The following is a 16,544-nucleotide window of genomic DNA, read 5'->3' on the forward strand; positions in this document are numbered from 1 at the left end:
CAGCAGGCGCGAGATCATAGAGGTTGAAAAATTGGACGTGCTGGAGCAATAAAATCTACCTTTTCGATTCACTATTTTCCCATTTCACAACTCCAACCATACTATCTGCGGTGCCATAATATAAATACCAGGCATCCTTAAAATACACAAGCCCTTCAATAAAAGTGGTGCCATCAATATATTGTCCTGATTTTTCAAAAGGCAATTCGGGTTTAATAAATTCTTCATCGGCCCGGTCCAGTAGCTTCCAGGGTTCTTCAGAATCAAATAGTGCCTGACCGCCTGTGTACATGCGGTTTGCCAGATCCTGATCTCCTATATTCCGGGAATTCCCTGCATTGTAAAGCACTACAATTCCGTCCCCGGTTAAAACCGGTGGTGGTCCTGCTTCCACAAGCCAGGAATCAAAATAACCCGGGCGCGGACTTAATACCGGGGCCAGATTCCCTTCATAATCTTCTACAGGCTCCCAATTTATAAGGTCTTCAGAACTTGCCAGCCATATATGCGGAACCCCAAAATACATCCAGTATTTTCCGTTAATTTTGGCTGCTACCAGTTTATTGTTTTTTAATTCGGTTACGATGGCACCCGATTTTGTTTCAAGGTTATGATATTTTCCTTCTTTCCATTTTTCAAATATAGGCCCGTGCTTTTCCCAATTTTCAAGATCTGAAGAAGTGGCTACCGCCAATCTTGGAATAGATCTGTTCCATTGTGTATAAGTCAAAACATACATATTTTCAGCTGTTTCCACAATCCGGGGATCTTCTGTTCCTCCCGTCCATTCGTATTGCTTTTGATCGTCTTCATCCGGATAAAATACCGGTTGGTTATTCTGAATATATTTTTGCCCATCTTCCGAAATTGCCAATCCAATTCTTGAGGTGTGCCCACCAATTTCTTTTTCACCTAATTTTTCTTCGGCTCTATAAAAAACATGTATTTTTCCATCCTTCACGATTGCTGCCGGGTTGAATGTCGCCATGGATTCCCAATTGATGGTCCTGTTTGTCATAGGATCCTTAAACTCGGTTTCGCTGTTTTTCTGAATAATTGGTTGTGCATCCTCAAATCTTTCAAAGGGTCCCAGCATCCATTCTTTTTCCACTTCCTGGGCATATCCAAACACCCCTGAAACCAATGTTATAAAAAGTATGAGGTAAATATTTTTATAGTCTATCATAATAAGTGTTTGTTTTTAATTACCTATATTTTACAAGCTTTAAGGTGATTTGTTTTTCTCTTCGGAATATAGTAAAGATAGTTGTAAATTGATCAATTTAGAACATATACAGGATAAGAAAATTGTTGTATCCAATTCTGATACCTGAAGATTAGTAGTTATTTTAGCATACCCACAACTTAAAATAAAAAGCATGAAAAAGGGATTTTTAATTGATATGGATGGTGTTATTTATGGAAACGACACTTTAATTCCGGGAGCCGATAAATTTATTGCAGAGCTTCAAAAGAAAAAAATACCATTTTTGTTTATGACCAATAACAGCCAGCGTACACCATTGGATACGGTGAATAAGGTCGCGAAAATGGGAATTAAAATCAAAGAAGAGAACGTATACACCAGCGCGATGGCAACGGCCTTCTTTTTATCGTTTATGCAGCCTAATGGTAGTGCCTATGTCTTGGGAGAAGGCGGATTAATAACCAGTCTGGCCCAAAATGGCTATAATTTAGTAAACCATAATCCAGATTTTGTGGTAGTGGGTGAGGGTAGGAATTTCACTTTGGAAATGGTGAATAATGCTGTGGATATGATCCTATCCGGTTCTAAATTTATCGCGACCAACCTGGATCCCTCTCCCAAGAAAAAGGGATGGTCTAACCTGGGGATAAAGGCAATCGTAAAGATGATAGAGGAAGCTACCGGAAAAAAGGCTTTCTCAGTAGGAAAACCAAGCCCGGTAATGATGCGTGCTGCCCGAAAATATCTTGGTCTGGAAGCAAGTGAAACTATCATAATTGGGGATACTATGGATACCGATATACTTGGTGGGGTGCAATTGGGGTATACCACGATTCTTACGCTTTCCGGGGTTTCCTCAAAAGAAAACCTAATCGATTATGCGTTTAAACCAGATCTCATCATAAATTCTGTAGCAGATATTGAACTGGAAAAGGTTTTAGCGCTTAAGTAATACGTTGGTATTGGCTAGTTTTGAAAACAGGAATCCTCTTTAAAGCTTTTTTTACTCCCACCGTATTCAACTTTACGGTTTTAGGAAAGTTTTAGATAGCTTTTTTAATGGAGCCTCAATTTCTTTAAAATTCTTGAAGTTTTGCTTTTTTTAGTTTTGCTGTCTTCTCTTGTAACAAGACTATAAACCATATAACCGGTTCCTACCGCGGCAAGAATTCCAATACCAGCTAAGCCAACACCAGATATTAGTACACGCTTTGTTAGGATTGCTTTCCCAACTCTAAGCGCTACGGCCGATTTTAAGACCTTTCCTCCTTTATGTACTATATTGCTCATTTTTCTTAATTTTTACGTTATTAGAATTTCAACAGAAACTCGCTCATAAATTAGAGGGATTTTTGTTGGATTTGCGTTAAGGAATTTGGAAATAACACAGTTTTAACGAAAGCGTTAAAAAAATTAGGGAATACAGGAGTTTACTCCGGTTCACCAAGATCGTTGGCTGCATAGGCTTCAGTTGCTGAATTTAATTCGCCCCCCAAAAGAATTATGAAACTGGTAAGGAAAAGCCACAGAAGCAGGATGACTACGGCTGAAATCGATCCGTACATCTCTCCATAATTCCCGAAGTTGCTCACATAAAAAGAAAATCCCCATGAAGCTATCAACCAAAGCAAGGTTGCCAGGGAAGCTCCAATAACTACCCATCTAAATTTAGGTGTTTTGCTGTCTGGAGCATATTTGTAAATAAAGGTTATCACCAGGATCACAATACCTGCAAGAATCGGCCATCTTAGCCAGCTAATAAGGTTTTCGATATTATCTGGTAATCCAAAGGTGCTTACTATTGCGGGAAAGATCACTATAAGGACCATACTTATTAACAGGGTGATAATAAAGCCGAGGGTGAAAAGCAGGGTAAGGGCGTTTTGTTTTATCAAACCCCGGTTATTTTTTGTTTCGTAGGCAATGTCAAGTCCTGTGAAAAGTGATTTAGTTCCTGCGTTGGCACTCCACAAACTTATTAAAATACCCAGGGCCGTACCCCAACTTAATGCACTACCAGAGGTAGAAAGAAGATTGTCTATTCTTTCTTTAATGATCTCAAAAGCTTGATCGGGCATCAGGCCCGAGAGTTTGGAGATTTGTTGTTCTGCCTGCTGTGGGTCTACGGCTAAACCATAAATAGACAAAATCGCCATAATGGCCGGGAAAATAGCCAGAAAAGCGTAAAATGCCACACCCGCGGCAACTATAGTTATATTATCCTCACCTATTCGATCTTTTACCCGCATCAGGATCTTTTTCCAACCATCGCCTTTAATTTTTTTCGGTGACTTAATAGTTTTAATCTTTTTCATTTCCCTCGTCATTTTCATTTCTTTTAAAATTATACTTTATTTATAAAGTTGCCAAAACTATTTTGAGAACTGCTTTTCCAAAAATTTGATCTCTGCAGCATGGGGTGGAGGCACAGAAGGTAGAGTTAGGGTGCTTGCTCCTATTATATTTAGTCCCTGCCAATCCCTGTTCCGCGTACTAGTCTTGTAAAGGAGGTTTTATTTTACTGAATAGTATCTATAAACAGGTTCCCCGCTGTCATTTACACAAAGGTAGGTAGATGCAGTGGGAATAGGATCTTGCATTTTAAAGGCTATGTTTTACGCTGCATAGCAAAAGGAGAATTAAAATCTCGGGAACTTGTAAAAGATTGTGGTTATTTTGTCAAGCCACTTCTTTTTCTATCGCCAGAAAGTGGGTGAGGTTCAAGGAACTGTCTAACAATGGAATAATTGTGATCTTACAAATATATTCTTCTTTATTCTTTCTATAATTCACGACGGTTTCAGAAAACATATCAGGCCTGCCAAGTTTTTCCCGTATGCTTTTTCTAATTTCAGGTTTAGTGGCTGCCCCCTGTAGAAATTTTGGCTGTTTTCCTAAAGCATAGTTTGCCGGATATCCTGTCATTTTTGAAAAGCCCTTATTAACCCATTGAATGGTTTGGTTTGCATCTGTAAGTACAAGCGCATCATAATCTTTATTCAGGATTAATTCGTGGTCAAATTGCCATTCCCTTTCGGTATCATGTGTTAGAAGACTTGCCAAATCCATTCTTTTGCGCCCTTTTTCAAGAGACTGGAAGTGACTGCCGGAGAAAATATCCATACTTAGCAGTGGACTTACCTGCTCTATAGGCTGGATTTTATGTTGTATCTTCTTGTAATCTTCGTTGCTTAGCGAGCTAAGATAAAGATCAAGACAAGCCATATTACTTAAATTATCTTTGAATTTGCTCATAATCGAATTATTTAAAGTTGTTATTACTTCATAATTTTTAGAAACCTTTTACAGGATTTTAAATCTATAAATATTAAAAATTAAGGAGTTAGATATCGGTTGAACTTCCCGGATGTATTAATTGAAATTCGGTTTTTAAAGATATTAATCAGGCAAATATAGAACCTTGTTTCAATCCTTTTTAAATTTTAATAGGTTTTATGATTTGTTTGAGATGCAGCTTGTATCCTTAAATTCAATTAATTAAGAATTATACAGATGCTATTACTATAATTTTTCATAAAATACCTTGCTCTATATAATTAAATAATGAACAATAATTCCCTTTCCAAAGGACGTTTAAGTTCCTATCCGTATTTTCGGGTTGAAAAAATGGAACAACTTAAAAAGGGGCTTCAATCACAGGATTCTTTATCCACTAAAGGGAATTTATTTCTTTTTTAATTCCTTCATCAAATCTTCAAGATAATCTGTCTGGACTTCCTGGATCTCCAGAAGCTTTTTGTTTTGATGTAATAACAGATGATCGATTTTTTCAGAAAGCAATTTTATCTCAAGTTCTGCTTTCAGGTTGATCTTATAATCGTGTTCCCCACGTTGCCGGTCTTTTTGTTCCTGCCTGTTTTGACTCATCATAATAATGGGGGCCTGGATGGCGGCTAAACAGGATAGGATTAGGTTTAAAAGTATGAATGGAAATGGATCAAAGGGTTTGGTGGCCAGAAACCAGATGTTTATTAACATCCATAGTAGGATAAACGAGAAAAATGTGATGATGAAAGTCCAGCTTCCTCCAAACTCGGCAATCTTATCGGCAAGTTTTTGTCCTGAAGTGAGTTGGGCTTCGATCTCATCCTGGATATTTTCTGAAAGAATGGAATTGTTGGTGATGGCATCCAGCACATCCTTATCAATAACCTCCAGCTCCCCTTTTTCCTGACTAATAAGAGAGCTTAGATAGAGCCTTCGATATCGATTGAGTTCATCTATAGTTATGTAATCCTCCTTTTCAAATTGGGGATTTGCCAGTTTTATAAGGTTAAAAATACCTTCCCTAAGTTCGGCAGCCTTAACTTCTTCCCCTTTTTTAATTTTCTTTTTACTAAGAAAGCTTATCATCATCTGCTCTTTTAAAAAACCTTTTAGATTTTTCCGGATCCTGAAATAAAAGGCTTTATTGGTTTATATTAAAAATAAGAAGAAAGTAGATCGGTTTTGAAATTCTAAGCCTTTTATCTAATAATTTATGAAAACATAATTTCCGCAGATCTCGAACTATGTTGCCAACAAAATAAACCCAACTTCAAATTTTTAAAGGTAATTTATATTGCAGCTCTCAAATAAAGTTCAAAAATTTTGTATCTTTTTGAGTCGAAATTGGTCTTCTTGGTGAACATTAAATTTCTATAGCCATGAATAATTGTAAATGCACTAATTGTGAATGCACAAAATGTAATTGTGTGAACTGTCTGGAGAATAATTGTAGCTGCGCTGCATGCGAATGCAGTAAATGTGGTTGCTGTTAACCAAAAAGGTTGGCTGTATGTCCAACCTTTAAAAATAGTAGTGTATGAAACATCCATTAGAAAAATTTTCTCCCACAGGGGGATGATTTTATGGATGTTAAATACAGCTGCTAAAACAATAAAATATACAGATGAAAATGGAAACCATCACAATTTGGAATACATTTAACAGTGAAATTTATTTTTTTATTCTGAAAAAAGTAAAAAATAAGGATACCGCTAATGAAATTCTGCAAAATTCCTTTCTAAAGATCCACCAAAATATCGATCAATTAAAAGCTTCCGAAAAAGTAAAGGCCTGGACTTTTCAAATTGTTAGAAATGAAATCGCCAATCACTTCAATAGTCAGGCAAAGACATTGCATAATGTGAATTTCGAGCTGTTGAAAAATCCTGACAGCTATAAAGATTTTTGCTGTTTGGACCGTTTTATATCCAATTTGCCGAAGGAGTATAATGAGATCGTTGAACTGGTTTACATCAAAGGCAAAAAACAAGTTGAAGTAGCAGATTTGATGGGAATAAGTTTAGCAATTGTGAAAGCCAGGATAAGGCGCGCAAAATCTCTCCTGAAAATTAACTTTAATGAGTGCTGTAAATTTGAATTGAATAAGGAGGGAAAACTTGTAGGAGAACCCAATTGCGCTTACTGCGATTAATACCGAAATGTAAGATCAAAATCGTTTAATCATCTAAATGTAATAAAAAAAGGCTGGACAGGCTGGGAGTAATTTTGAATCGAGCAAGGTGAGGAAAAAATGAAATTCAGCAAATTTCTACTTGAATTAATTCTTTCACATCTTACAACAAGTGAATAAATCCTGAATCGGCTCTTAATTTTCACGTATCTTTCTATCCCAAAATCTTAATCCCATTTATAAAAATCACTTATGAAAAAAATCTTCCTTTTAATTTTTTTGGGCGTCCTAAGCAATTCAGTATTCGCACAGCAATTTGAACTAAAATATCATCATACTGCAATTTTGGTAAGTGACCTGGATAAAAGCGCCGATTTTTATGGAAATGTTCTTCAGCTTAAAGAAATTAAAGTGCCGTATTCCAATCCTGTACTCAGGTGGTTTTCACTTGGAGGCGACCTGCAACTTCATCTCGTAAAAGATAATACAGACGGCGTTAAGCTTCACAAGGCTATTCATTTTGCATTAACCGTTTCAAATTTTGATGCCTTCGTGAACTATCTGGAGGAGAATAAAATTCCATATTCAGATTGGCTCGGGGAAGCCGGAAAAGTTGCCATTCGGGGAGACGGTGTAAAGCAGGTGTATGTTCAGGATCCCGACGGTCACTGGATTGAAATAAACGATGCCGGGTAAAATCGGGATTTAAATCCAGTATAGGTTTCTTCTTATTCCTTCGGTTTGTCCTTGCCGGGTTTTTGTACAAAATAATTAATGATAGAAGGTGCTGTAAGGCCGTGAACCACGATGGAGATCAGGATTACATAAGCGGTGATGGAGTATAATTCATTTTTATGTTCAAATCCGTTATATTGAGTAAAAGCCCAGGCCAGGTAAAAAACCGATCCAATCCCCCTTATACCAAGAAAACTAATAGCCAATTTGGTTCTAATAGGATCTTTAACACCCATTAACCCTATCAAGCCTGCCAGTGGCCGGATAATTAAAACAAAGCTAAGGGCAAAGGCAATTCCCTTCCAGTCTGTAAGCATTAAGATACCATTCATAAGGGAACCCCCAAATAAAATAATCCAGATTACCAGCAACAATCGCTCGATTTCGTGAATAAAATCGTGCATTTTCTTTTTATGATTTCCGCTTATTGTTTCATAATATCTTAGCGTAATACCCACAAAAAAAACAGCAAGAAAACCGTACCCGTGTAATAATTCTGTAACTCCATAAGCCATAATGGTGAGTGATAGGGAGACGAAACCATCAAAGGTTTTTAAACCGGTTTTTGTATGTAAGCGGTCCATTATAAAACCAATAGACCGGCCTATTACTATTCCTAAAACTACTCCTATTACGATTTTTAGTAGCAATTTATCCCAAAACCATTCGCTAAAATTGAGTGTGGCCCACCCCCCCGCTTGTCCAACCATGACCGCCAGGTAGGTAAAAGGATAAGCCATGCCGTCGTTTAAACCAGCCTCAGTGGTAAGGGTGAACCTTCTTTTGTCTTCGGGTTCCTTTTCCCGGGTGGGTTCATTTAACTGTACCTCTGCCGCAAGGACGGGATCTGTAGGAGCCAGAATAGCAGCCAGTAAAATGGCAGAGGGAATGCTCAGGGCCAGGAAGTATACCCCAATAAAATACGCAGAGAGCATACTGAGCGGCATGGTGATAAGCAAAAGCAATAAAGGTCTTTTCCAAGCTGAAAAGGAAAAAATCGTTCCTATTTTTAGGCCTGCACCCATCAGGGAAATTATCACGATCATCTCAGAAAAATACATCAAATACAGGTCATTCCAGAGAGGATCCGGCCATTGCAGTGGAATGTCTATCCAAAAAAGCAAAAACCCAATAAGAAGTAATATAATAGGAAAACTTATCTTAATTTTTTTTGAAACAGAAGGAAGCCAGGCCATGATAAGCGTTGCAAGCCCAAGTGCGGCCATAATCAAATAGTGGTCTTTCATACCCTAAAATTACCTATATTTTAAGAAATTTGGAAAATTATTTTAAAAAGTGCACCATTTTAGATTTAAGATGACTTTTTATTAAAGCTCGTTAAAGCTTATTAGTCAACATATTAAGCACCTGAAAAATAAAGGGATTATGAAATATTATATATTGTTTTCTCCTTATTTCCAATACCTTTGTTAGTATTTATAATATTATACGTAATCCCCAAATTATGACCCCTACTGAAACTTTGGACAATTCTGAATATAACCGCGTAAAGAGTTTATTGCAATTAGACCTTGACTATGAAAACTTACAGGACGAATTTCAAAATTTAAACCGACTGGCCGCCAGTATCGCCGACACCGATATCTCACTGGTAAATTTAATCGATAGTTATACGCAATGGACCGTTTCTCATTTTGGAATGGGCGTACAACAAATTCCGCGGGAAGAGTCGGTTTGCAATTATACCATTCGGGAGGAAGATCATTTAGAAATTGCCAGGCTGGATAAGGATCCTCGTTTTAAGGATAAGTTTTTTGTTGCCGGAAATGGCAGCGATTTCAATTTGAAATATTATTATGGGATTCCATTAACTATGGAATCCGGTGAGAAAATAGGGGCGCTGTGTGTTCTGGATAAGGATGAAAAAGAAATGACTCCGGAAAAAATTCAACAACTAAAACTCATCGCGCTGGAAATTGTGGAGCATCTGGAATTAAAAAAGCAATTAAAAACACTACGCCGGGAGGTTTTGGAGGGCTTAAAAATAAAAAATAAGCTCGCGCATGACATTCGCGGCCCACTTACAGGTATCCTGGGTCTCTCAGAGATCGCTCTGGATGATGAACTCGCAAAAATAGAGATGAGATCTTATTTCAAAATGATAGGGAAAAGCAGCACCCAATTGTTGGATCTTACCAAAGATATTTTGAATTCTAAAAATCCCAAAAAAAACCCGGGTGTCAGGAAGGTCAGTATAAAAGAGCTTGGTGATAAAATTATCCATCTTTATCAGCCGCAGGCAACCTATAAAAACATTGTTATTAAAGTGGACATTTCAGAGAACGATCAGGAAAAGTCGGTTTACCTGGATAGCCTGTTGCAAATTATTGGGAATCTTATCTCCAATGCTATTAAATTCACCCCATCTGGCGGCAACGTGATTTTAGGCTTATCCATAGGAATTTCTGAAGAGATTGAAACCCTGGAAATTCAGGTAGAAGATTCGGGAAGTGGTTTTTCTGCTGAAAAAATAAGGAATATCCTTGACGGAAAGGGGATCTCTTCTATGGGAACTTCAGGAGAAATAGGTTTTGGCCTTGGGCTAAAACTGGTAAAAAGTATGGTGGAGGAAATGGGCGGTGATTTTAATATTTCCGCTGTGGAGAACTCCGGAGGAAGATTGAAGATGGTCATTCCTCAGTATTAAAGAAATTTTCAAATCTGAAAATAGAGAACTCTGATACATATCATAATTTTTATTGAGCTTGTTGGCTAACTTTATACTTGTATTTTAAAAATAGTGATATGAAGATCCTTGTGCCTACTGATTTTTCCGATAAAGCAGTCAGCGCCTTAAATTATTCCTTAGCCCTCTTTAAGGGAAAAAGTTGCGCCTTTTATTTGCTTAGTATTCTGGAAACATCAGAATATATAAGTGGTGATCTATTACAGTCGGACGCAAATGATTCCCTGTATGATTCCCTTATTCTTAAAAACAGGAATAAACTTGATGAACTTGTAAAAGATCTGGAAAAGAAATATTCCGGAGAAGATTACACCTTCAAAACCATTGCCGATTACAATGGATTTACAGATGCGATCAAGAAAGTGATAGCGCTTGAAAAAATAGATCTTATCGTGATGGGCAGTAATGGCTCTCATGGAGCTAAAGAAGTGATATTTGGGAGTCATAGCCTCCGGGTGATCCGTAAAGTGCCCGCTCCTGTTTTGGTAGTCCCAAAGGAGTATTTATACAAAGGCCTGGAAAAAATCCTTATAAGTATGGATTATGATCAGGTATTAGATCCTTCGGAAATAGAGCCATTAAGAAAAATAATTTCGGGATCTCAAATTTTTGTAGAATTCCTCCAACTGAAAAAGGATGATTTTGACGAGCTACTATGGAAGGATCAAAGTGAAAAATTGAACAAGACTTTTAGTGATCTTAATTTTACTTTTCAAACAATAACAGGGGTTCATTTTGTCGCAGCCGTCTCTTCCATGGTACAAATCCAAAAACCAGATCTACTCCTGTTGCATGCAGAAAAAGAGAAATTCCTGGATGGAATTTTTTACGCGTCCAATATATCCTCGGTTATTAATAAAATCAAGATCCCGGTTTTAATCCTTCATCCTATTCCGGAAAAAGGATTAGGATCATAATCATAATCACTTGTGTCTTGTAATTAAACCCCTGTTATACTGATTTTTGTCATAGTTTATGGGTTGCCTGATCCATAATTTAATAGTTCAAAAAAACAGGCTTTACCAATGGACAAAACTAAATCTATTCTTTTAGGGGTATTTATTTTAATGGCTTGCAATATTTCTGTTGCTCAAAACCAATGGACCGCAGAATTTCGACCGGGACTCAATTTTCCAGCAGATGAGATCGCAGGAAGCGATGTTAAAACCGGTTTTGGATTTGAAATTACCATGGCCTATAATTTTTTGGAAAGCCTTGGAGCATATGCGGGATGGGGCTGGAATGATTTCAGGGCAAATGATGCCCTGGGGGAAATAAACGTAAATTTTGAAGAAACCGGATACAGCTTTGGCCTTCAGTTTATTCATGCAACCGGGATCTCTTCACTCTCTTATTTGCTTAGAGCAGGAGCAATTTACAACCACCTGGAAGCAAAAGATAATTCTGGAAATAGAATTAACAATACAGGTCATAATTTTGGATGGCAGCTGGATGGCGGAGTGTCAATAGATTTGCCCGCGGGCTTTAATTTGCGGCCTTCGATACGATACAGGTCGCTTCCCGGAGAATTTGAGATTGGAACTACCAGCACAAATGCCGATCTAAATTATATTTCCTTCGGGGTTGGACTTGCTAAAACATTCTAAAATGTTTTCCGGTATGGCTAAGAATATTTAAAAAAATGGGTTTTGCAATCTATAGATGAACTAAAAATTCAGAAATGATCCTGATGGAAAAACCCTGAGAATTTTGGTGGTAAATCTTTTATTCTTTTTAGGAATATCAGACGTCCTATTAAGTTTTATCAGTATTAAAAAATGCTAATTATGAGCGGGGATCCTTTAGCTGTGATTTACCAAATTCACTAATGGGGATTGGTTTAAAACTGAGAAAATCCGCAATGAAACATCCATTAGAAAGATTTTCTCAAATAAGGGAGTGATTATATGTCCGGTAAAAAATAATATAAACAGATGAAAACAGCATTTTTGATCCTGCTATTTTTACATGGAATTATCCATAGTATTGGTTTTGTAAAAGCTTTTCACCTGGCCGAAGTTGCAGCGCTTTCGCGCGCTATTCCAAAGTCTTTGGGGATCCTCTGGTTGCTATGTGCAATCCTGTTTTTAGCAGTCTTTGTACTTATGATCTTCATCCGTTCCTGGTGGCCATTTTTTGGCATCGCTGCGGTGCTCCTTTCACAAACGCTTATCATTAATTTCTGGCAGGATGCAAAATTTGCTACCATCCTCAATGTCGTTATACTTTTAGTGAGTATTCCCGCCTTTGGGGAATACTATTTTGAAAAGATGGTTCAAAAAGAGCAAAAACAGCTGATTTCAAATATACCCGGGAAAACTTCTAAAAAGATTAGCGAAGAAGACCTTGTGCACTTACCTGAGATCGTTCAAAAATGGATGATAAATTCCGGGGTAGTTGGAAAACCGGAAATTCTTTCGGTACGCTTAAAGCAAAAAGGTGAAATGAAGAGTAAACAAGACGGTAACTGGATGCCGTTTTATGCCGAACAATATTTTGACGTAAAAGATCCGGCTTTTAACTGGCGGGTGGAGGTAAAGCTTTTTCCGGGAATTCATCTTGCAGGCCGGGATAAATTTAAAAATGGGGAAGGGGAGATGCAAATAAAACTGCTCTCACTCTTTAATGTTGTAAATGAAGGGAATAATGAAAAAGTGAATTCGGGAACTATGCTTCGGTTTTTGGGGGAATTGTGTTGGTTCCCATCTGCTGGCCTAAACCAATATATAGTTTGGGAAGAAGTTGATGCCACTTCTGCAAAAGCCACTTTCTCAGTAGGTAATAAAGTGGTTTCAGGATTGTTCACATTTGATGAAAACGGGGAATTAAAATCCTTTGAAGCTGAAAGATTTTACGGGGGAGGACAAGATGCGAAAAAGGAAAAATGGTTTATAGAGGCAGTCTCTTACAAGGAGTTTGAAGGTATCACAGTTCCTGCGGTATGTTATGTTACCTGGAAATTTCCGGAAGGCGGTTTTACCTGGTTAAAGCTTGAAATAACTACCCTGGACTATAATAATCCAAGGATATTTGAAGAATGATCACGAAGTTTATTTGAAGCTGTAATAAATAAAACACTCATGAAAATAGCAGTAGTATCTCCCATTTCCTGGCGGACTCCTCCCCGAAAATATGGACCATGGGAACAGGTTGCTTCAAATATTGCCGAGGGCTTAATTGAAAGTGGTCATGATGTTACTTTGTTTGCAACAAGAGATTCCATAACAAAAGGCAAACTGGAATATGTATGCCCACGGGGCTATTCTGAGGATAGCGAACTAGATCCAAAAGTGGAGGAATGCCTGCATATAAGTCATTTGATGGAACAGTCATCCAAATTCGATTTGATCCATAACAATTTTGATTTCCTCCCGCTTACCTATTCGGGTTTAATAAAAACTCCTATGGTTACTACTATTCATGGATTTTCTTCACAAAAGATCCTTCCGGTTTATAAAAAGTACAATCCTATAGGCAACTACGTTTCTATAAGCGATTCAAATCGCAGTCTGGAACTGGATTATGTCGCTACGGTTTACAATGGCATCAATACCGGTGAGTTCACATTTCAGGCACAACCAAAAGACTACCTGCTTTATTTTGGGAGGATTCATCCCGATAAAGGCACTTATGAATCCATTCAAATCGCAAAACAATCCGGTAGAAAGCTTATTATTTCAGGCCTGATCCAGGATCAGGGATATTTTGAGAATAAAATAGAACCGTACCTTAATGAGAAGGATGTGGTATATGTTGGTAATTCTGGACCGGTGGAACGGGATAAATTATTGGGGGAAGCCGTTGCCCTTTTACACCCCATTGGTTTTGAAGAACCTTTCGGATTAAGTGTGGTAGAGTCCATGCTCTGCGGAACCCCTGTTATCGCTTTCAATAAAGGATCCATGCCGGAACTTATCCTTGATGGGAAAACCGGTTTTTTAGTGAATTCCATTCCTGAAGCCGTTGAATCTATAAATAAGATCAAGTTTATCGATAGGAAATTTTGCAGGGAATATGCTTCGGAAAAATTTAGCCGACAAAAAATGATCGAAGGTTATCTGGAAGTTTACAGAAAAGTTTTGAAAGCGAAAAAATAGAGAATCCTGCAAGGGAAACAACTTTCATATTTAACAAAAATCCGCTATCTTAGAGTAGGTGTTCAACCAGGTACATAAAATAAAACCAAACACTCCTCCTATTTTTAAATGTCGCAATTTTTGATAATTGATAAAAGAAACAATTATCCCAGGACTTGTTTTCTATTTGCCATATTAATGAACTTTATAATATTCATAAAAACAATTACTAACCAAAAGAAGAGTTTAAAATGGACACTAAAAATAATGAACCGGACGAAAATAATGACCAAAACAACCACAACGAAAAACCAAACGAAGAAGTTGTAAAAGAAGACAATTCTACCAATAAGTTTCTTGATTTCGTTAAAAAGAATATCATTGCGGTGCTGTTGGCATTGATACTAATTACTGTATTAATATGGTATTCTGTAAAAATGAATACGAACGAAAAGCAATATGAAAAGGAAAAAACAGAGCTGGTCATCAAATCCGAAAATGAAAGATCAGCGCTAATAACAAAATATGAATCAGAGAAAGACAGTTTACAAATTAAGAACCTGGAATCTTCCTCGAAAATATTTTCCTGGTCTGTGAGAAGTGAACTGCTGCGAAACAATACCGAGAACCTAAATCAGCTTTTGAATGCATTTGTGAAGGAATCCGGTGCCGATTTGGTACAGCTTATAGATCCTAAAACCAATATCATAACCCTGTCTTCAGATAAAAAATTTGAAGGTGCGGAATATGCTCAAAAAATTGATTACGGCTTAACCGAGCAGCATACAGTTGTGAAGGAAGATGGTATTAAAATCATAACTCCGGTAATGGGTTTAAATTCTGCCCTGGGAATTCTTATTGTTCAAATGGATAAATAGTCCTCAAAAACTTTTGCCAGGCTGTATTGGTTTCTTAGTTGCAGTATGAGGAACAAAATAATTAACTTTGTGGAATACACTTTCATTAATGTTTGAACTGCTGCATAAAAAAAATACAGAAATCATAGATATTTCCGAAGAGGAATTTGAATATGCCCGGACACTTTTCATTCCGAAAAAGCTAAAAAAGAAAAGAATTTTAATCGGGGTTGGGGAAATTTGTAAATACACTGTTTTTGTTGAAAAAGGGCTCCTGCGTTCTTTCAAGACAGATGACAAGGGAAATGAATCCATCCTGCACTTTGCTTTAAGCGGATGGTGGACAGCAGATCTTTACAGCTTTCTCACCAACGAAACTACCACCTTTAATATTGAGGCGCTTGAAGATTCTAAACTTCTTTTGATAACCAAGCCTTTCTGGGATCTATTGTTGCAAAAGTTCCGGCTTTTGAACGGTAGTTCAGGGTGCTTATCCAAAACAATCTTGCAGGCTAATGGGTTCTTTTACTGAAACTGCCGAGAGAAAATACAAAAAGCTTCTGCGGGAATTTCCAGATATTCTGCAGCGCGTGCCTCAACATATGATCGCTTCGTATCTTGGTATCACCCGCGAAACGCTTAGCCGCATCCGAAGTCAAATTATCACTAAACCTTAATAGTGTGACATAGATCACATGAATTTAGTGTCATAGGTCATTTTTATTATTACTGTTTGCCATTAATTTTGTCATATTAATGAAAAAGAAACACTGTTGTCCGATAAAGTTTTTCTGACTTGATGGAATATGAATGATGAAGGGCAATTTGGATGTTTTTCCTTTTTCAAACCTTGCTTTAGAAAAAATGAACATTTAGTTTCATTATTTAAAAACCTTACTTAAAGAACATTGATATTCAGTAGGTTGTATTTAGTCTTTTTTCTTTATTCTTGCAGCGAAGCGATCTTTACTCTTTTACCGGGCAAAACTGAAAAAGAAACACTAATTATGGCAAACACAAAATGGGTAATAGACCCAACACACAGTGAAGTTACTTTTAAAGTAAAACATTTAATGATCTCTACAGCAACTGGGAATTTCAAGGTTTTTCAAGGAAGCGTAGAAACGGAAACAGAAGAATTTACCAAGGTGAAAAACCTGAAATTTAAAGCCGACGTTAAGTCTGTGAATACCAATAATGAAGACAGGGATACGCATTTAAAATCTGAAGATTTCTTTAATGTTGAAAAATTTTCCGAAATTGAGTTTACCTCTGAAAAATTCGATGTTGCTGCCGGAACGATAGAAGGGAAACTAACGATAAAAGACACCACAAACCTATTAGTCTTGATGTTGATTTTGGAGGCGTAGTAGTAGATCCTTACGGTCAAACCAAAGCAGGACTTACCGCAAATGGAAAAATAAGTCGGAAAGAATTTGGATTGGTATGGAGCGCGGTGACAGAAGCAGGAAGCGTCGTAGTGGGAGATCAAATAAAATTGGGCGCTGAAGTACAGTTCATTAAACAAGCATAAAAACCAAAT

16 protein-coding genes and 1 pseudogene are annotated in these 16,544 nt (G+C 37.3%); 11 read left to right on the forward strand and 6 right to left on the reverse strand.

What is annotated here, in order from left to right; all coding sequences use genetic code 11:
• Window positions 1-55: 55 nt before the first annotated feature.
• A complete protein-coding gene (locus GILLI_RS12710; RefSeq protein WP_006989521.1) occupies window positions 56-1,186 on the reverse strand; it encodes a glycoside hydrolase family 130 protein in 1,131 nt (376 codons plus the stop codon).
• A gap of 193 nt (window positions 1,187-1,379) precedes the next feature.
• On the opposite strand from GILLI_RS12710, the gene GILLI_RS12715 reads away from it, so the two are divergent.
• On the forward strand, window positions 1,380-2,159 hold the full coding sequence (locus GILLI_RS12715) for an HAD-IIA family hydrolase (RefSeq protein WP_006989522.1): 780 nt from the start codon (window positions 1,380-1,382) through the stop codon (window positions 2,157-2,159).
• Window positions 2,160-2,263: 104 nt separating this feature from the next.
• On the opposite strand, the gene GILLI_RS12720 is transcribed toward GILLI_RS12715, so the two are convergent.
• From GILLI_RS12720 to GILLI_RS12735, 4 genes are all read right to left on the reverse strand, one after another.
• Window positions 2,264-2,497 carry a hypothetical protein gene (locus GILLI_RS12720; protein ID WP_006989523.1) on the reverse strand — a complete coding sequence of 78 codons (234 nt, stop codon included), beginning with the start codon at window positions 2,495-2,497 and terminating at the stop codon, window positions 2,264-2,266.
• A gap of 140 nt (window positions 2,498-2,637) precedes the next feature.
• Window positions 2,638-3,522, reverse strand: coding sequence for a YihY/virulence factor BrkB family protein (locus GILLI_RS12725; protein WP_245545631.1), 885 nt, complete (start codon window positions 3,520-3,522; stop codon window positions 2,638-2,640).
• 364 nt (window positions 3,523-3,886) lie between these two features.
• Window positions 3,887-4,462 carry a PAS domain-containing protein gene (locus GILLI_RS12730; protein WP_006989525.1) on the reverse strand — a complete coding sequence of 192 codons (576 nt, stop codon included), beginning with the start codon at window positions 4,460-4,462 and terminating at the stop codon, window positions 3,887-3,889.
• A 429-nt stretch (window positions 4,463-4,891) separates the two neighbouring features.
• The gene (locus GILLI_RS12735) at window positions 4,892-5,584 is read right to left on the reverse strand and encodes a DUF1003 domain-containing protein (RefSeq protein ID WP_006989527.1); all 693 of its coding nucleotides are present in this window, start codon (window positions 5,582-5,584) and stop codon (window positions 4,892-4,894) included.
• A 541-nt stretch (window positions 5,585-6,125) separates the two neighbouring features.
• Here GILLI_RS12735 and GILLI_RS12745 point away from each other — a divergent pair.
• Together GILLI_RS12745 and GILLI_RS12750 are read left to right on the forward strand one after the other, a co-directional pair.
• Window positions 6,126-6,647, forward strand: a complete 522-nt coding sequence (locus tag GILLI_RS12745; protein WP_040507045.1) for a sigma-70 family RNA polymerase sigma factor — start codon at window positions 6,126-6,128, stop codon at window positions 6,645-6,647.
• 231 nt (window positions 6,648-6,878) lie between these two features.
• Complete coding sequence (locus tag GILLI_RS12750) at window positions 6,879-7,322, forward strand: VOC family protein (RefSeq protein ID WP_006989529.1); 444 nt, start codon at window positions 6,879-6,881, stop codon at window positions 7,320-7,322.
• 32 nt (window positions 7,323-7,354) lie between these two features.
• Here the strand turns inward: GILLI_RS12750 and GILLI_RS12755 are convergent, their stop codons facing one another.
• Entirely contained in the window at window positions 7,355-8,608 is a 1,254-nt protein-coding gene (locus GILLI_RS12755) for a cation:proton antiporter (RefSeq protein ID WP_006989530.1), read from the reverse strand.
• 218 nt (window positions 8,609-8,826) lie between these two features.
• Between GILLI_RS12755 and GILLI_RS12760 the strand changes: the two genes are divergently transcribed.
• From GILLI_RS12760 to GILLI_RS12795, 8 genes and pseudogenes are all read left to right on the forward strand, one after another.
• Window positions 8,827-10,029 (forward strand): GAF domain-containing sensor histidine kinase, encoded by a 1,203-nt coding sequence (locus tag GILLI_RS12760; RefSeq protein ID WP_006989531.1) that lies wholly within the window; start codon window positions 8,827-8,829, stop codon window positions 10,027-10,029.
• A gap of 98 nt (window positions 10,030-10,127) precedes the next feature.
• Window positions 10,128-10,985: a universal stress protein gene (locus GILLI_RS12765; RefSeq protein WP_006989532.1), complete on the forward strand. Its 858-nt coding sequence runs from the start codon at window positions 10,128-10,130 to the stop codon at window positions 10,983-10,985.
• Between the two features lie 108 nt (window positions 10,986-11,093).
• The gene (locus GILLI_RS12770; RefSeq protein ID WP_006989533.1) at window positions 11,094-11,675 is read left to right on the forward strand and encodes an outer membrane beta-barrel protein; all 582 of its coding nucleotides are present in this window, start codon (window positions 11,094-11,096) and stop codon (window positions 11,673-11,675) included.
• A 327-nt stretch (window positions 11,676-12,002) separates the two neighbouring features.
• The gene (locus GILLI_RS12775) at window positions 12,003-13,109 is read left to right on the forward strand and encodes a DUF6920 family protein (protein WP_006989534.1); all 1,107 of its coding nucleotides are present in this window, start codon (window positions 12,003-12,005) and stop codon (window positions 13,107-13,109) included.
• Window positions 13,110-13,148: 39 nt separating this feature from the next.
• Window positions 13,149-14,165: a glycosyltransferase family 4 protein gene (locus GILLI_RS12780; protein WP_006989535.1), complete on the forward strand. Its 1,017-nt coding sequence runs from the start codon at window positions 13,149-13,151 to the stop codon at window positions 14,163-14,165.
• A 230-nt stretch (window positions 14,166-14,395) separates the two neighbouring features.
• Complete coding sequence (locus GILLI_RS12785; RefSeq protein ID WP_006989536.1) at window positions 14,396-15,022, forward strand: hypothetical protein; 627 nt, start codon at window positions 14,396-14,398, stop codon at window positions 15,020-15,022.
• Window positions 15,023-15,089: 67 nt separating this feature from the next.
• Entirely contained in the window at window positions 15,090-15,533 is a 444-nt protein-coding gene (locus GILLI_RS12790; protein WP_245545632.1) for a Crp/Fnr family transcriptional regulator, read from the forward strand.
• A gap of 541 nt (window positions 15,534-16,074) precedes the next feature.
• A pseudogene (locus tag GILLI_RS12795) lies at window positions 16,075-16,535 on the forward strand (YceI family protein).
• Window positions 16,536-16,544 lie beyond the last annotated feature (9 nt).

Origin of the sequence: Gillisia limnaea DSM 15749, from assembly GCF_000243235.1 — a bacterium.
In the GTDB taxonomy this organism is placed as follows: Bacteria; Bacteroidota; Bacteroidia; order Flavobacteriales; family Flavobacteriaceae; genus Gillisia; species Gillisia limnaea.